General features: G+C 41.1%; 16 protein-coding genes and 1 other RNA gene. 10 read left to right on the top strand and 7 right to left on the bottom strand.

What is annotated here, in order from left to right; genetic code table 11:
- Positions 1–24: 24 nt before the first annotated feature.
- From ACT3RM_RS03495 to ACT3RM_RS03485, 3 genes are all read right to left on the bottom strand, one after another.
- Complete coding sequence (locus ACT3RM_RS03495; protein WP_441834744.1) at positions 25–1,107, bottom strand: trypsin-like peptidase domain-containing protein; 1,083 nt, start codon at positions 1,105–1,107, stop codon at positions 25–27.
- 99 nt (positions 1,108–1,206) lie between these two features.
- Positions 1,207–2,559 (bottom strand): Do family serine endopeptidase, encoded by a 1,353-nt coding sequence (locus ACT3RM_RS03490; protein WP_441834745.1) that lies wholly within the window; start codon positions 2,557–2,559, stop codon positions 1,207–1,209.
- Between the two features lie 137 nt (positions 2,560–2,696).
- Complete coding sequence (locus tag ACT3RM_RS03485) at positions 2,697–3,140, bottom strand: YhcB family protein (RefSeq protein ID WP_441834746.1); 444 nt, start codon at positions 3,138–3,140, stop codon at positions 2,697–2,699.
- A gap of 134 nt (positions 3,141–3,274) precedes the next feature.
- Here ACT3RM_RS03485 and zapE point away from each other — a divergent pair, with 134 nt between their 5' ends.
- The 8 genes from zapE (at position 3,275) to ACT3RM_RS03445 (ending at position 10,049) form a co-directional block, all read left to right on the top strand.
- Complete coding sequence (gene zapE / locus ACT3RM_RS03480) at positions 3,275–4,363, top strand: cell division protein ZapE (protein WP_441834747.1); 1,089 nt, start codon at positions 3,275–3,277, stop codon at positions 4,361–4,363.
- A gap of 273 nt (positions 4,364–4,636) precedes the next feature.
- Entirely contained in the window at positions 4,637–5,065 is a 429-nt protein-coding gene (rplM, locus tag ACT3RM_RS03475; RefSeq protein ID WP_441834748.1) for a 50S ribosomal protein L13, read from the top strand.
- 8 nt (positions 5,066–5,073) lie between these two features.
- Entirely contained in the window at positions 5,074–5,466 is a 393-nt protein-coding gene (gene rpsI, locus ACT3RM_RS03470) for a 30S ribosomal protein S9 (protein WP_441834752.1), read from the top strand.
- Positions 5,467–6,301: 835 nt separating this feature from the next.
- Positions 6,302–6,892: a ubiquinol-cytochrome c reductase iron-sulfur subunit gene (gene petA / locus ACT3RM_RS03465; RefSeq protein ID WP_441836136.1), complete on the top strand. Its 591-nt coding sequence runs from the start codon at positions 6,302–6,304 to the stop codon at positions 6,890–6,892.
- Complete coding sequence (locus ACT3RM_RS03460; RefSeq protein WP_441836135.1) at positions 6,892–8,157, top strand: cytochrome b; 1,266 nt, start codon at positions 6,892–6,894, stop codon at positions 8,155–8,157. Before petA ends, ACT3RM_RS03460 begins: the two co-directional genes overlap by 1 nt.
- Positions 8,154–8,897, top strand: coding sequence for a cytochrome c1 (locus ACT3RM_RS03455; RefSeq protein WP_441836134.1), 744 nt, complete (start codon positions 8,154–8,156; stop codon positions 8,895–8,897). Before ACT3RM_RS03460 ends, ACT3RM_RS03455 begins: the two co-directional genes overlap by 4 nt.
- Positions 8,898–8,976: 79 nt before the next feature.
- Complete coding sequence (sspA, locus tag ACT3RM_RS03450) at positions 8,977–9,603, top strand: stringent starvation protein SspA (protein ID WP_441836133.1); 627 nt, start codon at positions 8,977–8,979, stop codon at positions 9,601–9,603.
- Positions 9,603–10,049 (top strand): ClpXP protease specificity-enhancing factor, encoded by a 447-nt coding sequence (locus tag ACT3RM_RS03445; RefSeq protein ID WP_441836132.1) that lies wholly within the window; start codon positions 9,603–9,605, stop codon positions 10,047–10,049. The genes sspA and ACT3RM_RS03445 overlap by 1 nt, the downstream gene beginning before the upstream one ends.
- Positions 10,050–10,149: 100 nt before the next feature.
- Here the strand turns inward: ACT3RM_RS03445 and dolP are convergent, their stop codons facing one another.
- Genes dolP through ACT3RM_RS03425 form a run of 4 tightly spaced genes read right to left on the bottom strand, consistent with a single transcriptional unit; the run spans position 10,150 to position 13,589 of the window.
- Entirely contained in the window at positions 10,150–10,719 is a 570-nt protein-coding gene (gene dolP / locus ACT3RM_RS03440; RefSeq protein ID WP_441836131.1) for a division/outer membrane stress-associated lipid-binding lipoprotein, read from the bottom strand.
- Entirely contained in the window at positions 10,719–11,306 is a 588-nt protein-coding gene (locus tag ACT3RM_RS03435; protein WP_441836130.1) for an SIS domain-containing protein, read from the bottom strand. Before ACT3RM_RS03435 ends, dolP begins: the two co-directional genes overlap by 1 nt.
- Position 11,307: 1 nt before the next feature.
- Positions 11,308–11,679 (bottom strand): YraN family protein, encoded by a 372-nt coding sequence (locus tag ACT3RM_RS03430; RefSeq protein WP_441836129.1) that lies wholly within the window; start codon positions 11,677–11,679, stop codon positions 11,308–11,310.
- A 29-nt stretch (positions 11,680–11,708) separates the two neighbouring features.
- On the bottom strand, positions 11,709–13,589 hold the full coding sequence (locus ACT3RM_RS03425; protein ID WP_441836128.1) for a penicillin-binding protein activator: 1,881 nt from the start codon (positions 13,587–13,589) through the stop codon (positions 11,709–11,711).
- A gap of 61 nt (positions 13,590–13,650) precedes the next feature.
- Between ACT3RM_RS03425 and rsmI the strand changes: the two genes are divergently transcribed.
- Positions 13,651–14,508 carry a 16S rRNA (cytidine(1402)-2'-O)-methyltransferase gene (gene rsmI, locus ACT3RM_RS03420; protein WP_441833659.1) on the top strand — a complete coding sequence of 286 codons (858 nt, stop codon included), beginning with the start codon at positions 13,651–13,653 and terminating at the stop codon, positions 14,506–14,508.
- 42 nt (positions 14,509–14,550) lie between these two features.
- An RNA gene (gene rnpB / locus ACT3RM_RS03415) (RNase P RNA component class A) lies at positions 14,551–14,930 on the top strand.
- Positions 14,931–14,965: the final 35 nt, after the last annotated feature.

The following is a 14,965-nucleotide window of genomic DNA, read 5'->3' as shown; positions in this document are numbered from 1 at the left end:
ATAGGCCCTAGGTTTAATTAGTTCTTATAGCTTCGTCTCTAACTCTGCCACTTTCACCATCACTTTTTTGATCTCACCGTTACGGTATAACTCAAACTCAATTTCTTTACCTGGCTCTGAATTACCAATCATATGTAAGGTTTTTTGTGGATTACTTACATCCGTACCGGCAATTTTAATGACAATATCTTGCTCTTTAATGCCTGCTTGCCACGCAGGGCCTAATGGGTCTAGATTGGTGATCCGCATGCCTGTGACAGGGGTAAAGTTATCACTGATTTCTTTGCCGGTGCTATCTACAGCGGTTCCCGTAAAACCTAAGTAGCCGCGTACTACACGGCCATGCTTTATCAGTTTTTTCATAACTTCTTTAGCGAGTGAATAGGGCACCGCAAAAAAGATCCCTTGAATATCGAGGTTTTCACGGGTTTTAAATTGTGCCGAGGTAATGCCAACTAAATCACCATTTGAGTTAATTAGCGCCCCTCCTGAATTACCCACATTAATTGCGGCATCCATTTGCAATAGGTTGTTATAAGGACTGTCGGTAATTTTTTGTTTGCCGGTTGCGCTAATAATTCCTTGGGTGATGGTTTGCCCTAAGTTAAGTGGATTACCAATTGCCAGCACAACATCGCCCACTTGTGGATTAAACCCGTTGTTGATAGGGATCATGGGTAAATGTTCGGCATTTATTTTTAGCAGTGCTAAGTCTGTTACGGTATCAAAACCGATTAATTGCACATCAAAAAAACGTCGTCCATCAGTTAAAACGACTAAAATTTGGTCCGCATTATTGATCACATGATAGTTAGTTAAAATATAACCATCGTTTGACATGATCACCCCAGAGCCAAGTTCTTGTACGGTGTTTTGGCCCTTATAACGAGGTTGACTAGAAATACTTTCTGAAAAAATAGTAACTACAGAGGGGCCAGCGCGCTTTACTGCATCAGAGAAGCTAAGGTGGCTGGTACTCATTGGGTTGGGGATTTCTACATTCGGTAATAAGTTATCACGTAATGTCGGGCTAAAAAAAACCACAAGAAAGGCAATACCCAGCCCTGCAAAAAGTGGCGGCAGGGTAAATTTAATAAGTTTTAGCACGGTGTTCTTATTGTTAGTTAGCAATTCTCTAATGATGGCATAAAAAAAATCACAGCGGCAAGTATTGCTGTGATTTTTATTGTTTTATAGTGAATTAAATTACTGGATCAGTACAAATACAGATTCACGACCACGTTGCACACCTAATACGATGTTACCTTGGGTTGCTTCGATGATTTGATTCATATCACGAATCGTCTCAACTCGTTGGCGATTTACTTGCATGATCACATCACCTTTCTCTAGACCTACCCTAGCAGCCGGTGAACGAGGATCAACCGATTGAACTTCGATTCCTTCATGGCTGTTCTTTTGGGTATTTTCTAATACCGAACCTTGAAAAGCAGGATGCAGTTCTTCGCCAGGTGATGAAATACCTGATGCGCCATCAAGTGTTACGTTAACGGTTTTAACTTCACCGTCGCGATAGATACCTAATTTAACTTCTTTACCTTCACCTAAAGTTGCTATTTTACTGCGTAGCTCATGGAAACCACCGATATCACTGCCATGGATACTGACGATCACATCGCCGGCTTTAATACCCGCCTCACTGGCTGCAGAATCATCCATAACCTGCATAACATAGGCGCCTTGCTTCACATCAAGCTTTTGGGCTTTAGCAAGCCCAGCATCAAGTGGACGACCTGAAATACCGAGCGAGCCACGGCGAACTTCTCCGTGCTCAATAATTTGATCTACTAAGTTTTTCATCATATTTGATGGAATGGCAAAGCCAATCCCAACATTACCGCCTGATGCACCTAAAATTGCGGTATTAATACCTATTAGCTCACCGTTTAAATTAACTAAAGCACCGCCTGAGTTACCTTGGTTGATGGCTGCATCTGTTTGAATAAAGTCTTCATAGCCCTCAATATTTAAGCCGCTGCGACCAAGGGCACTGACAATCCCTGAGGTCACGGTATGGCTTAAACCAAATGGATTTCCGATAGCGACTGCAAAATCACCAACTCGTAGTTCATCAGAGTTAGCAAGTTTAACGGCTATTAAATCATCAGCATCGATTTGTAGAAGTGCAATATCGGATTCTTTATCACTACCAATCTTAGTGGCTTCATATTCACGACCATCTTCAAGCGTGACCAGCATTTTTTGCGCATCTTGTACTACATGGTTATTGGTAACAACGTAGCCTTCATCAGCATCAATTATAACGCCAGAGCCCAAACCACTAAATTCACGCTTTTGGCTGCGTGGCTGCGGGTTGCCAAAAAAGAAATCAAGTGGTGCTGCGCGACTACGTACTTCTTTAGAACCTGAAACTTGAATGCTAACTACACCAGGGCTTATTTGCTCTAGCATTGGGGCGAGTGTTGGTAATTGCTGGCCATTAACAGCAATGGGCATTTTTGCGAACGAAACGCCAGGGGTTACTAATAAGCTCGCTGATAAAACGGCTGCACTGATCAAAGATAATTTCATTTTCATAGTCAGGGTTTACTCCACATCACAAGAAAAGCAAAAACTAAAAAAGGCTGGTAAGAAGCAGCCTTTTATTTATAAGTTTAATTAAATAAAACGTAAAGCTGTTCTATTTATTGACTATGGGGTCGAAAAAAAGTTCATCAAGAGGCTTTAGAATGTTCTGAAACTTTATTTTCACCAGCAAATAAGCCAGATTCACCTGATACATAATCCGTTGGTTGAGCTTGTGCTGATGAGCGGTCGCTTTGACGTTCTTGCAGCGATGATTGCAATTGCTCTGTGGTCTCTTTTGAGAAGAATGGCTCTGTAGGATGCTGCTTTTTATCTTGTACAAGTAAGCGATTAGTATCATCAACATGGCTTAATAACTGGTCGTAGTTATCTTTCATTTTGTTAACTAACTTACCGGTGCTAGCTAAGTGATCAGCCACATCTTGACGATATTGCGCTAATGCATTTTTAGCTTGCTCGGCTTGTTGTTCAAGTTCGTCTTGTTTGAACTGTTTTTTAGTTACAAATGCACCAAGAATAAAGGCGACCACGGCAACAATAATGATTATGCCAACCCAAGTAACTGTACCCATAAATTTACCCCTTTGGGAAAGTGTGCGTGTAAATACGCATTCATTAATAAAACTTTGCTGGGGTTAATATACCCCGAGTTACGATGCGTGTTAATATATTACGTAAATTAAACCCAGTTTTATTGTAACCCGCTATGACGCCTTGGCAAAAATATCAACAAGATTTACAACGTGAAGACTTTGTTCATGACGAAGCACAAGAAAATGCTGTTCGCCATTTGCAGCGTTTATATGATGATTTAACTGCACCGCAACCAACAGTGAAAGGTTGGTTTGCAAAGCTCTTTACTAAAGATAGCACGCCAGTAATTAAGGGGCTGTATTTTTGGGGCGGTGTGGGTCGTGGTAAAACTTATTTAGTTGATACTTTTTATGAAGCGCTCCCCTTTGAGCGAAAGATGCGTGTGCATTTTCATCGCTTCATGCACCGAGTACACGATGAGTTAAAAAAGTTAAAAAATACTAGTGACCCACTTAATACTATCGCTGATATTTTTAAAGCTGAAACCGACATTATCTGTTTTGATGAGTTCTTTGTTCAGGATATTACCGATGCGATGTTGTTAGGTGGCTTAATGGAAGCTCTATTCGAGCGCGGTATTGTGCTGGTCGCCACATCAAATATTATTCCTGATGAGCTTTATCGCAATGGTTTGCAGCGAGCTCGTTTTATACCCGCAATCGAATTAGTAAAGGCCAATACTGAAATAGTTAATGTTGACTCAGGCATTGATTACCGCTTACGGACCCTTGAGCAAGCTGAAATATTTCATAGTCCTCTTGATGAACAAGCAGACAAAGACTTGTTTGAGTATTTTGATAAGCTATCGCCAGAGCCCGGTAAACTTGATACCTCCATTGAGATAGAGGGACGTGTTATAAAAACTCGCAAAGTGTCAGATTCCATTGTGATGTTTGAATTTAAAGAGCTTTGTGAAACAGCGCGTAGCCAAGTTGATTACATGGAAATAAGCCGTTTATATAACACTGTGATACTGGCAAACGTTAAACAGCTTGGCCAAGCAAACGATGATGCGGCAAGGCGATTTATTGCTTTAGTTGATGAATTTTACGAGCGCCATGTCACATTAATTATTTCAGCAGAAAAACCGATCACCGAATTATATACCCATGGTAATTTAAATTTTGAGTTTAAGCGCTGCATCAGTCGGTTACAAGAAATGCAGTCGGTAGAATATTTAGCAAAAGAGCATTTAGCTTAAATAAGCTGAGGATGGAAGGTTAAAGCGGCTTTGACTTGTCACTTTTTACTTTCGAGTATTTTCTTGTGGAAAAAAACAACCGTCCGGTAGCAATGTGTTTTAAGTGCTGGTATACTCCCGCGTCTGCCACGTTGCGTTCTATTGCCCTCAATTAGTTTAGCCTCTAGTGAGTGGCCTAAAGTCTTAAACTCGAAGGGGTTGAAGCATATACTTAGAGCGGTAATTAATAATAATTACCTGTGGTTTTAATTGAAAAACATTGGATTTTTATAAATGAAAACGTTTGTTGCTAAACCAGAAACAGTAAAACGTGACTGGTATGTAGTTGACGCTGAAGGTAAAACTTTAGGTCGTATCGCTACTGAAATCGCTAATCGCTTACGCGGTAAGCATAAAGCTGAGTACACTCCACACGTAGATACTGGTGATTACATCATCGTTATCAACGCGGAGAAAGTTACTGTAACTGGTAATAAGTTCAAAGAGAAAGTGTACTATGCTCATACTGGTTTCCCAGGTGGTCTTAAGTCTACTACTTTTGATAAACTTCAAGCTGCAAAGCCTGAAATGATCATCGAAAAAGCTGTTAAAGGCATGTTGCCACGTGGTCCTTTAGGACGCGATATGTACCGTAAACTTAAAGTTTACACAGGTACTGAGCACAACCATGCTGCACAACAGCCTCAGGTTCTAGACATTTAAGGAGCACTATCATGGCAAATCAATACTACGGTACAGGCCGTCGTAAAAGTTCAAGTGCTCGCGTATTCTTACGCCCAGGCACTGGTAACATCGTAATTAATAAGCTCTCTCTTGAAGAGTACTTTGGTCGTGAAACGGCTCGCATGGTTGTTCGTCAAGCATTAGAGCAAGTTGATATGACTGAAAAGTTTGACTTACACATCACTGTTTCAGGTGGTGGTACAACTGGTCAAGCTGGCGCAATCCGTCACGGTATCACTCGTGCACTTATGGAGTTTGACGAGTCACTTCGTCCTGAGCTTCGTAAAGCAGGCTTTGTTACTCGTGATGCACGTAAAGTTGAACGTAAGAAAGTGGGTCTTAAGAAAGCACGTAAGCGTCCACAGTTCTCAAAACGTTAATATTTACGTTTGTCAGAATTTCAAAAACCCAGCTTTGGCTGGGTTTTTTGTTGACGGAAAGCTTTAAGGTATATGTTGTAAGCTCGACACTAAACTTCTAAAATTTAAAGCCTTATTCACCAATGAGATAACCTAAGTGCGATACAAAGTCGTGAAGATGCGAGCTTAAAAAAAGGTTGAAGACTAGAAATTAGGTTAACCCTGATATCTGTAATCTGATATTTTCCATAGTTTGCGCGACTTTACGCGACATAGTGCCCCCCTCACACACCTGTCCAAATTATAAATAAGAATGTTAACAAGTCCTGTAGGCAGGGTTTACCTAGCACATGGTTTTAAAGCCCCGAGTCTACTTTATCGTAGTCGCATCACACTCTAGCCCCCTAATATCTGATAGTTGAAATCTCTTTTTTTTGCTTGATTATTGCTCAGATTTGGCGTTTGCTGTGTATAACTTTAAAAAAAGTTCATTAAATATAGCAATTAGTGTAAATCCGTCAGTTAATTGGTGAATTTTTTTGCTACAATTGTCAGGCAAGTAATGTGAGCAAGTTTGATATCGCTATGTGCAGTTTATACTGCTTCCTCTTAGTGTGATTGATCTTGGTCAGTAATTATTTTTATAAAGTCGCTATTATAAGCGGCTCTATGCTCGAGCTAACTTAGTCATTTAGTTGATAAAGTCGGGATTATTCGAGCATGGGGCTGTTAATAACCTTGTTTTAATCAAGGGTTTTATTTATGATCGCGTCTAACTTAAAATTCGAAAAATTAACCTGCTGTAACTGATGTTCTCAATATAGCAAGTGTTGAGAATCATAGTGGAGATAAGTGGATGAGCAATGCGCCTGTAGACAATGGCCGACGTCGCTTTTTAACCATAGCTACCTCTGTTGTAGGTGGTGTTGGTGCGGCTGGGGCTGCTGTTCCTTTTATTGCGTCTTGGAATCCAAGTGAGCGAGCTAAATCTGCAGGTGCGCCTGTAGAAGTAGATATCAGCAAACTTGGGTCAGGACAATTAATACGTGTCGAGTGGCGTGGTAAACCTGTATGGGTTATATCACGGACCCAAAAAATGCTTGAGCAGATGAAAGGTCATGAAGAACAGCTTCGTGATCCTGCGTCTGAAGAACCTCAGCAATTAGAATCTGCAACTAACGAGTTTCGGTCACAACGACCGGATATATTTGTTGCTGTAGGTATTTGTACGCACTTAGGGTGCTCACCTAGCTTCCTTCAAGGTAGTTTTGGTGAGAAAGTACAAGGTACAGATGATGGTTTCTTCTGTCCGTGTCATGGCTCTAGGTTTGATATGGCTGGACGTGTTTTCCAAGGAGTACCAGCTCCTTTGAATTTGGAAGTTCCGCCTTATACCTTTGTTGATGACACCACTATTATCGTTGGTGAAGAAGAAGGGGCTGCGTAATGCTTGGTAAAATTATTGGTTGGATTGACGACCGAATTCCATTGACACGTACGTGGAACATGCATGTTGCACAATATCCAGCGCCAAAAAACTTTAACTTCTGGTACTTTTTTGGCTCACTAGCCATGTTAGTACTTGTTAATCAAATCCTTACCGGTATTTGGTTAACAATGAATTTTGTACCTTCAGCTGAAGGTGCGTTTGCGTCTGTTGAATATATCATGCGTGATGTTGAATACGGATGGTTACTACGTTATTTGCACTCAACAGGTGCATCAGCATTTTTCGTAGTTATATATCTACATATGTTCCGTGGCATGATCTACGGCTCCTATCAAAAGCCACGTGAATTATTGTGGTTATTTGGTATGTTTATCTTCCTTGCTTTAATGGCTGAAGCATTCATGGGTTATTTACTTCCTTGGGGGCAAATGTCGTTCTGGGGGGCGCAGGTAATTATTTCACTGTTCGGGGCTATTCCGGTTATTGGTGATGATTTAACGCTTTGGATCCGTGGCGACTATGTAATATCAGGGGCAACGCTTAACCGTTTCTTTGCATTACATGTTATTGCCTTACCATTGGTTATCGTAATCTTGGTATTCTTACATATTGTTGCTCTTCACGAAGTGGGTTCAAATAACCCCGACGGCGTTGAAATAAAACGTAAGAAAGGTTCTGTAGCTGAAGAAGATAAGCCTAAATTTAAATTCCATGAGTACTACACTGATAGGAAAGATATTGTTGACGCGATACCGTTCCATCCTTACTACACTGTAAAAGATATTGTGGGCGTGGTTGGTTTCTTAATTCTGTTTTGTTGGGTGGTATTTTTTATGCCTGCTATGGGTGGATTCTTTTTAGAAGCGCCAAACTTTGAAGCAGCAAATCCACTTAAAACACCAGAGCATATTTTCCCTGTTTGGTATTTTACGCCGTTCTATGCAATCTTGCGTGCAATTCCTGATAAGTTAATTGGTGTTGCAGCAATGGGGGCATCTATTGTGGTGTTGGCACTAATGCCTTGGATAGACCGTGGTACTGTTAAGTCGGTTCGTTATCGTTGTGGTTTCCACAAGTGGAATATTGCAGGTTTTGTGGTTACGTTCATTATCCTTGGTTGGGTAGGTGCAACACCACAAACAGACTTTAAGACGATTTTATCGCAAGTTTGTACTGTGACTTACTTTATGTTCTTCGTACTGTTGTTTGTTTACAGTAAGAATGAAAAAACTAAGCCATTGCCTGAGAGGTTAACGAAATGATGAAAAAGCTACTTATCGGTTTATTTGCTTTATCAATAAACGTATTGCCGGCAATGGCGGCGGGTCCTACGGCTTCTTTGATGGAAGCGGGCAATGACCTAACGGATCAGCCTTCGTTGCAACGTGGTGCTAAGTTGTTCATGAACTACTGCCTTGGTTGTCACCAAATGCAGTATCAGCGTTATAAACGTACTTTTCAAGATATTGGTATTCCAGATGAAGTCGGCGAAGAGCAACTTATTTTTGATGGCTCAAAAGTAGGTGGTCACATCACTAATGCAATGTCGAAAGAAGATGCTGAAAAATGGTTTGGTGCGGCTCCGCCGGATCTAACAAATGTTGCGCGTGTACGTGGCAGTGATTGGATTTACACCTATTTAAAATCGTTTTACAAAGATGAATCTCGTCCGTTCGGTGTAAACAATACGTTATTCCCATCAGTAGGTATGCCACATGTTCTGCAAGAGTTGCAAGGTGTTCCTACCGCAATTACTGAAGAAGTAACAGTAGATGGTAAAACAACCACTCATATCACTGGTACAGAAACTGATGGCACGGGTGAAATGAGTGTCGATGAATACGACCGAGCAGCTCGTGACATAACTAACTTCCTTGAGTATGTGGGTGAACCTTCACGTCTTGAGTCAGAAGCATTAGGTCTTAAGGTAATTGGATTTTTAGTCATCTTATTTATCTTGGCATTTATGCTTAAGAAAGAATACTGGAGAGATGTTCATTAAGTTTGAACATATTTAAAGGTAATTTTGCAATAGGGGCTTAAGCCCCTATTGCTGTTTTTGTTATTTAATGGAGGTAGGCATGGCCGTAGCTGCCAATAAGCGCCCTGTAATGACTCTTTTTTCTGGTGCTAACTGTATGTATAGCCACCAAGTACGTATTGTACTTGCTGAAAAAGGCGTAAGTGTTGATATTCACCTGGCTGAAAAGGATAACTTACCAGAAGCACTTCATGAAATTAACCCTTATGGTACAGTACCAACACTGATTGACCGTGAATTGGGTTTATATCAGGCAAACATCATCATGGAATATCTTGATGAACGTTTTCCTCATCCTCCACTAATGCCTGTTTATCCGGTAATGCGTGGCCGTAGTCGCTTAATGATGCATCGAATTGATACTGACTGGTACAGCTTAGCTGAAAAAATCAATACAGGTGCAGCTGATGCTAGTCAAGCCCGTAAAGAGCTTACCGAAGCGTTACTAGCGATCGCACCAATCTTTTCTGAAGCACCTTACTTTATGAGTGAAGAATTCAGCTTAGTTGATTGCTATTTAGCACCGTTACTATGGCGTTTGCCTGAGCTTGGTATTGAGCTTACTGGCGCAGGCGCTAAAGAGCTTAAAGAGTATATGATCCGCTTATTTGAGCGTGAATCATTTCAAGCCTCTTTAACTGAAACTGAGCGCGAGATCCGTTTATAATGACGCCTAATCGTCCTTATTTACTGCGCGCATTCTTTGATTGGATTGTTGATAATCAATGTACACCGCACCTTGTGGTTAATGCTGATTTTGAGCAAGTGCAGATACCAACCCAGTTTGTCCAGGATGGTCAAATTGTATTGAATATCAGCCCATCAGCTGTGACCCAATTTTCGATGGACAAACAGCAGCTCAGCTTTAATGCTCGTTTTGGTGGTCAGCCGATGCAAGTATACGTACCTTTAGGTGCTGTACTCGCAATTTACGCACGCGAAAATGGTGAAGGTACTGTATTTACCGCAGATGAGTTTTTAGAGGACGAAGACGATTTTGCGCCGGAACTTGAAAGTGTTGATTTGGATAGTGGTGATATACCGCCTGATGACGAACCAGCACCGGCTAAGCCGGATAAGAAAAAAGGTGCTCACTTACGAGTGATTAAGTAGCTTTTAACTTATTAAAAAACCCGCTGAGAAGCGGGTTTTTTGTGTCTGGGATACTTGAAAAAGGAAAAGTTAAGTTAACAATGAAACTTTTTGACCTGATCTATAAGTAATATTCAAATACTTTAATTACCCGCTCTACACCAGACACATTACGTGATACTTCAACAGCTGTCTTTGCTTCGTTGCCTGAGACTAAGCCCATTAAGAATACTTCACCGTTTTCAGTCACTACTTTAATATTATTACTGCTGAGATTTTCCGTTGTGAATAGCTGGGTTTTAACCTTAGAGGTCAGCCATGAGTCATGGGTTTTGGTAGTCATACCCACATTAGAACCAATACGAATTTGATTATGAATTTTACGAATACCATCTACATTTTCAACTGCTTTATAGGCTTCGTCTTTCATTTCTTGATTAGCAACTTGGCCGATTAAAAGCACAATACCATTGACGCTGATAACATCTAAATTTGCATGCTGCTCTAATCGTGAAACTTCGCTGATAGCTAGGTTACTTTTAATTTCAATATTATTATCATCAATTTGTGAACCTAGTGTGCGACGGTCGTTAGCTGCGGTTACCGCACCTGCAGTACCCGCAACAACGGCTGCGGCACAGCCTTGAAGTAATACAACGGCGCCTAAGACAAGTAGAGAGCGTTTAAACATTAATTTTCTTCCTGTGGAAATAGGGTCAAATCAATTAATTCACTTAAACAATGTAAATTAACTAAATGAGATTCAATAATACGGCTAGGGCGCTTTGATGGAACACGAATCTCAACGTCATTTGCACCTAGCAAACCGACTAGTTCACCACCATCACCACCCACTAATACTATGACCTTCATATCGCGGGTAAGTGCCGCTTCGACGGCAGAAATTATATTTTTCTCGTTACCGTTTATCGCCAGTACTAATAATAAGTCGCCTTTTTGTGCAAAAGCACGTATCTGTCTAGCAAAGGTATCGCGTTCATCAATTTGGCTTTGCTGTGACAGATTTATTTGTTCTTGAGAAAGTGCCACAGCAGGCAAACAAGGGCGTTCGGTTTCATAAAAGTTAATTAGTACACCCGCCATATGCTGTGCCAGCATATGGCAGCTGGAGGCGCCGCAACAAATTAATTTATTACCATTAATAAGGCTTTGTGCGATAGTGAAAGCAGCAGCTTCTAGGGCGCTAGGCAGTACTTCCCCTGCGGCAATTTGTACTTGAATACTTTCTGTGAATATTTCTTTAATAGTATCTTGCATATTAAAATACGTTTTTTATCCAATTAATTTGTGGTGCGCTTTCGCCGGTAATTGCCACATAATCAATGCGCATTGATTGTGTCGGCAGATGCTTAGCTGCTAAGTAGTGATATATGGTGCGGCGTAAGCGCGATTGCTTTTGTTTACTTAAAGCATAATTCGCGCCTCCGCGAGCGTTATTTTTACGAAATTTAACTTCTACAAAAACCAATTTATCGCCGTCACGCATGATTAGGTCAAGTTCACCAAACTGGCAATTGTAGTTACGCTCTATTGCAGTTAACCCTTGGCTAATTAAGTACTTTTGCGCTTGTAGCTCATAATACTGTCCTTTTTCACGGCTATTGTGCCACAGTTGTTTAAACCACGACATGTTACATTCCTTGTCATAGGTAAATATAATTACTCAGCGCGTTGCTCTGTGCTCGCTGACTGCATAAATAGTGGTAATGGTTGTCTGGTTTCAAGTGAGACCGCTTTAATTTGTTTATTTTTATACTGAGCCCAATTTAATTGACGTGTTACTTGGCCATCGCTTGCAATACTAAGTTGGCCTGTTAACCCTGAGTATTGTTTACCTGAGATCATACTTAATTGCGTTATATCACTAAGCATTGAGATAGAGTCATAAGCCATAGCAAATAGGCGCTGGATTATGTCGGCTTGGTCAGGCCAAAGAGATTCATACTGGTGACGCAATGTGTGGTTGTTATTTAGTTGTTCATCCAACATCCACGGTAACTCAGTAAAATAAAGGCCTTCTAAGTCGCCTTTATCGGTTTTGTCTATTTGCTTACTGTGACTTTTTGAGCTGGCGTATAAGGGAATGCGCTCTGAAAATGTACTGACGTTTACATCTAAATATGGCTTTATCAAGCGAGTTTCGATAGCGTCACCCAAAATATAAATCACGTCAATATCACCACGTGAGCGCGTCTCACTTTCAACTTCAGGTTTGAAAAGTGATTTAACAACATCTATACGTTGTTTAGAACTATCCACTTCAAGTAAGTCAACAATAGTTTTGGGCATATCTTGTCTATCGTTATATAAACCGACTTCCGCTTTTGTCTCGCTATAACGGTGCCACTGTAAATCAAAATAATCAACCAAGCGTTGGCCTGCAGCGGTATTTGGCGCTAGCAACATTGGTTTTTGGTAGCCAATAGCTAAAAAGTGTTCGAGTGCTTGTTGGACTTCATGTTCAGGACTTAAGGCAAAATAGTAATGTTGTAATGAAGCTCGCTCACCATCAGAGTTATTTAGGTGAAGCGTAGGAATATTTTGTAAGGTTTTAGCTGCAGCTAATTTTTCTATATTGTTTTTAAGAAGCGGCCCCACAACAAAGTCTGGTTTATGCTCGCTAAGTGCAAGGGCTATTTCATCGCTACTGAGAGTTTCATCAATGAAAATTGTTTCGTTAATATCTTGGTTATCAAGCGCCGCCAATACACCGGCCTTTAAGGCATCGCCTAATCGGGTATTTGCACCTGTTTGAGGTAACAAAACCACAATACGATCAATGTTAAGAGGCTTTACCTGCATTAATTCAGTGACCTTTTTGGGTAGAACTGCGGCTGCAGGGTGCCCAGGATAACGACGTTGCCAGTTATTCATTGCTTGATGAAGTTCAACTGGTTCACCCAAATAAACTTGATTATAAAGAGCTAGATTAACCCAGCCTTGTTGGATAACTGAACCTCGATTAAAGCGCTCTAGTGCATAAGATGAAAGCTGTTGAATGTTGGTCCATAAAGCTTTGTTTAAATTCGGGATCTCAATATCATTATTGGTAGCAAGTTCAGACGCATTAAAATAATAAGGCATGGCTTGTTTTGGCATATTTTGTGAAGCGTAAATACTGGCGGTTAAATATTGATGCCAAGCACTATGTTCAGGCAAACTTAACTTACCGTCTACGCTATTAAGTAGCTCTAACGCTTGATTGTTTTTATTTTGTTGAATTTGGGCGTAGGCAATATAAAGTGAGTTTTGTATTTTATCGACACTGGGGGTACGTTCAAGTTCAGAGCAAATTTGTTCAAGTAACGGCCAGCTCTGCTGTGTGATAGCCGCATCTCGCGCACTATAAAGTAGTTGTATTTTATCAGCACCTTGTCGATTTAAGGCATTTTGGTACATCGAAAGTGCATCAATATTTTGATTTTGTACCGTGTTAGTGGCTGAACTGAGGTTTTCAGTGTTTTTAGTCGGTTTTTCGGTTGTACTACAAGCCGATAACCCTGACAATATAATAATTAGACTAACAAGTTTAAGTCGCACAATGATTTCCCAATACGTTATCGCGATTTGCTTATATTACTGACTGACGCAGGAGACCTCAATGTTAAATGAGGAGAATTCAGATAAAATTGGCACTCTTTACATTGTCGCCACCCCAATTGGTAATTTCGACGACTTGAGCCAGCGTGCAATTGCGACACTATCGCAAGTTGACTTAATCGCGGCTGAAGATACTCGCCATACCGGAAAGCTACTAAGTCATTTTGGTATTAAGGCTAAAACCTTTGCATTACATGATCATAATGAAAAGCAAAAAGCTCAGCAGATCATCGTTCAGCTGAACCAAGGTTTAAATATAGCACTAGTTTCAGATGCCGGAACACCGCTTATTAGCGACCCAGGTTATGCGGTGGTTAATTTATGTCGTGAGCAAGGTGCTCATGTTACGCCAATCCCCGGGGCGTGCGCTGCAATAACTGCCGTGTGTTGCTCAGGACTCCCTACAGATCGCTTTCAGTTTATAGGTTTCACTCCAGCTAAGAGTAAAGCCAGACAAGACTTTTTTATCGAAGCGGTTAGTTCAAATATCACCAGTATTATGTACGAAAGTACTCATCGGATTATGGCGAGCTTAGACGACCTTGAAGCGGCACTTGGTAAAGAGCAGCAAGTGGTATTCGCCAAAGAGCTGACCAAAACCTTTGAAACATTTTTTGATGGCACCGTCGTTGAATTAAAACAGTTTTTAACTAACGACCCAGCCAAGCAGCGTGGCGAAATAGTATTAATGTTGCCGGGGAAACCAAAGCTTGTTGATGAAATCTCTCCAGAAGCGCGTAAAATGTTGACTTTACTCGAAAGTGAAATGCCAATGAAAAAAGCCTGTGGCATTGTTGCTGAATATTTTGGTATGAAGAAAAACGCCCTATATAAAACAATTATTGATGAAAAAGGTTAAATCTTTACTGCACCCAGCGTTAAGCTCAGGTATAATGCGCGCCGAGTCAGCCAAGATAATCGCTGCCTGTGACGAAAATGAGCAGGGGGAGGAAAGTCCGGGCTCTATAGGGCAGGGTGCCAGCTAACGGCTGGGGGGCGTGAGCCCACGACAAGTGCAGCAGAGAGGAGACCGCCAACCTTCGGGTTAGTAAGGGTGAAAGGGTGCGGTAAGAGCGCACCGGGCCACTGGTAACAGTTGGTTGCAAGGTAAACTCCACCCGGAGCAAGACCAAATAGGGTTCTATCATTTTAAATAATGAACGCGTGGCCCACGTGAGAACCGGGTAGGTTGCTTGAGCCATAGAGCGATTTATGGCCTAGACGAATGATTATCACTTTCTTAGGAAAGGACAAAACCCGGCTTATCGGCTGACTCACTCATTCAAGAAAAAGCCCGCAGTGCAAGCTGCGGGCTT

It is taken from the genome of Pseudoalteromonas sp. AOP7-A1-14 (assembly GCF_052376275.1).
GTDB lineage: Bacteria > Pseudomonadota > Gammaproteobacteria > Enterobacterales > Alteromonadaceae > Pseudoalteromonas.
This window is presented reverse-complemented; position numbering and strand designations above follow the sequence as displayed.

Excerpts from the sequence above, each read along its gene's own strand:
- ACT3RM_RS03490 (WP_441834745.1), bottom strand. The coding sequence starts at position 2,559 with ATGAAAATGAAATTATCTTTGATCAGTGCAGCCGTTTTATCAGCGAGC.
- ACT3RM_RS03485 (WP_441834746.1), bottom strand. The coding sequence starts at position 3,140 with ATGGGTACAGTTACTTGGGTTGGCATAATCATTATTGTTGCCGTGGTC.
- zapE (WP_441834747.1), top strand. The coding sequence starts at position 3,275 with ATGACGCCTTGGCAAAAATATCAACAAGATTTACAACGTGAAGACTTT.
- rplM (WP_441834748.1), top strand. The coding sequence starts at position 4,637 with ATGAAAACGTTTGTTGCTAAACCAGAAACAGTAAAACGTGACTGGTAT.
- petA (WP_441836136.1), top strand. The coding sequence starts at position 6,302 with ATGAGCAATGCGCCTGTAGACAATGGCCGACGTCGCTTTTTAACCATA.
- ACT3RM_RS03460 (WP_441836135.1), top strand. The coding sequence starts at position 6,892 with ATGCTTGGTAAAATTATTGGTTGGATTGACGACCGAATTCCATTGACA.
- ACT3RM_RS03455 (WP_441836134.1), top strand. The coding sequence starts at position 8,154 with ATGATGAAAAAGCTACTTATCGGTTTATTTGCTTTATCAATAAACGTA.
- sspA (WP_441836133.1), top strand. The coding sequence starts at position 8,977 with ATGGCCGTAGCTGCCAATAAGCGCCCTGTAATGACTCTTTTTTCTGGT.
- ACT3RM_RS03445 (WP_441836132.1), top strand. The coding sequence starts at position 9,603 with ATGACGCCTAATCGTCCTTATTTACTGCGCGCATTCTTTGATTGGATT.
- dolP (WP_441836131.1), bottom strand. The coding sequence starts at position 10,719 with ATGTTTAAACGCTCTCTACTTGTCTTAGGCGCCGTTGTATTACTTCAA.
- ACT3RM_RS03435 (WP_441836130.1), bottom strand. The coding sequence starts at position 11,306 with ATGCAAGATACTATTAAAGAAATATTCACAGAAAGTATTCAAGTACAA.
- ACT3RM_RS03430 (WP_441836129.1), bottom strand. The coding sequence starts at position 11,679 with ATGTCGTGGTTTAAACAACTGTGGCACAATAGCCGTGAAAAAGGACAG.
- rsmI (WP_441833659.1), top strand. The coding sequence starts at position 13,651 with ATGTTAAATGAGGAGAATTCAGATAAAATTGGCACTCTTTACATTGTC.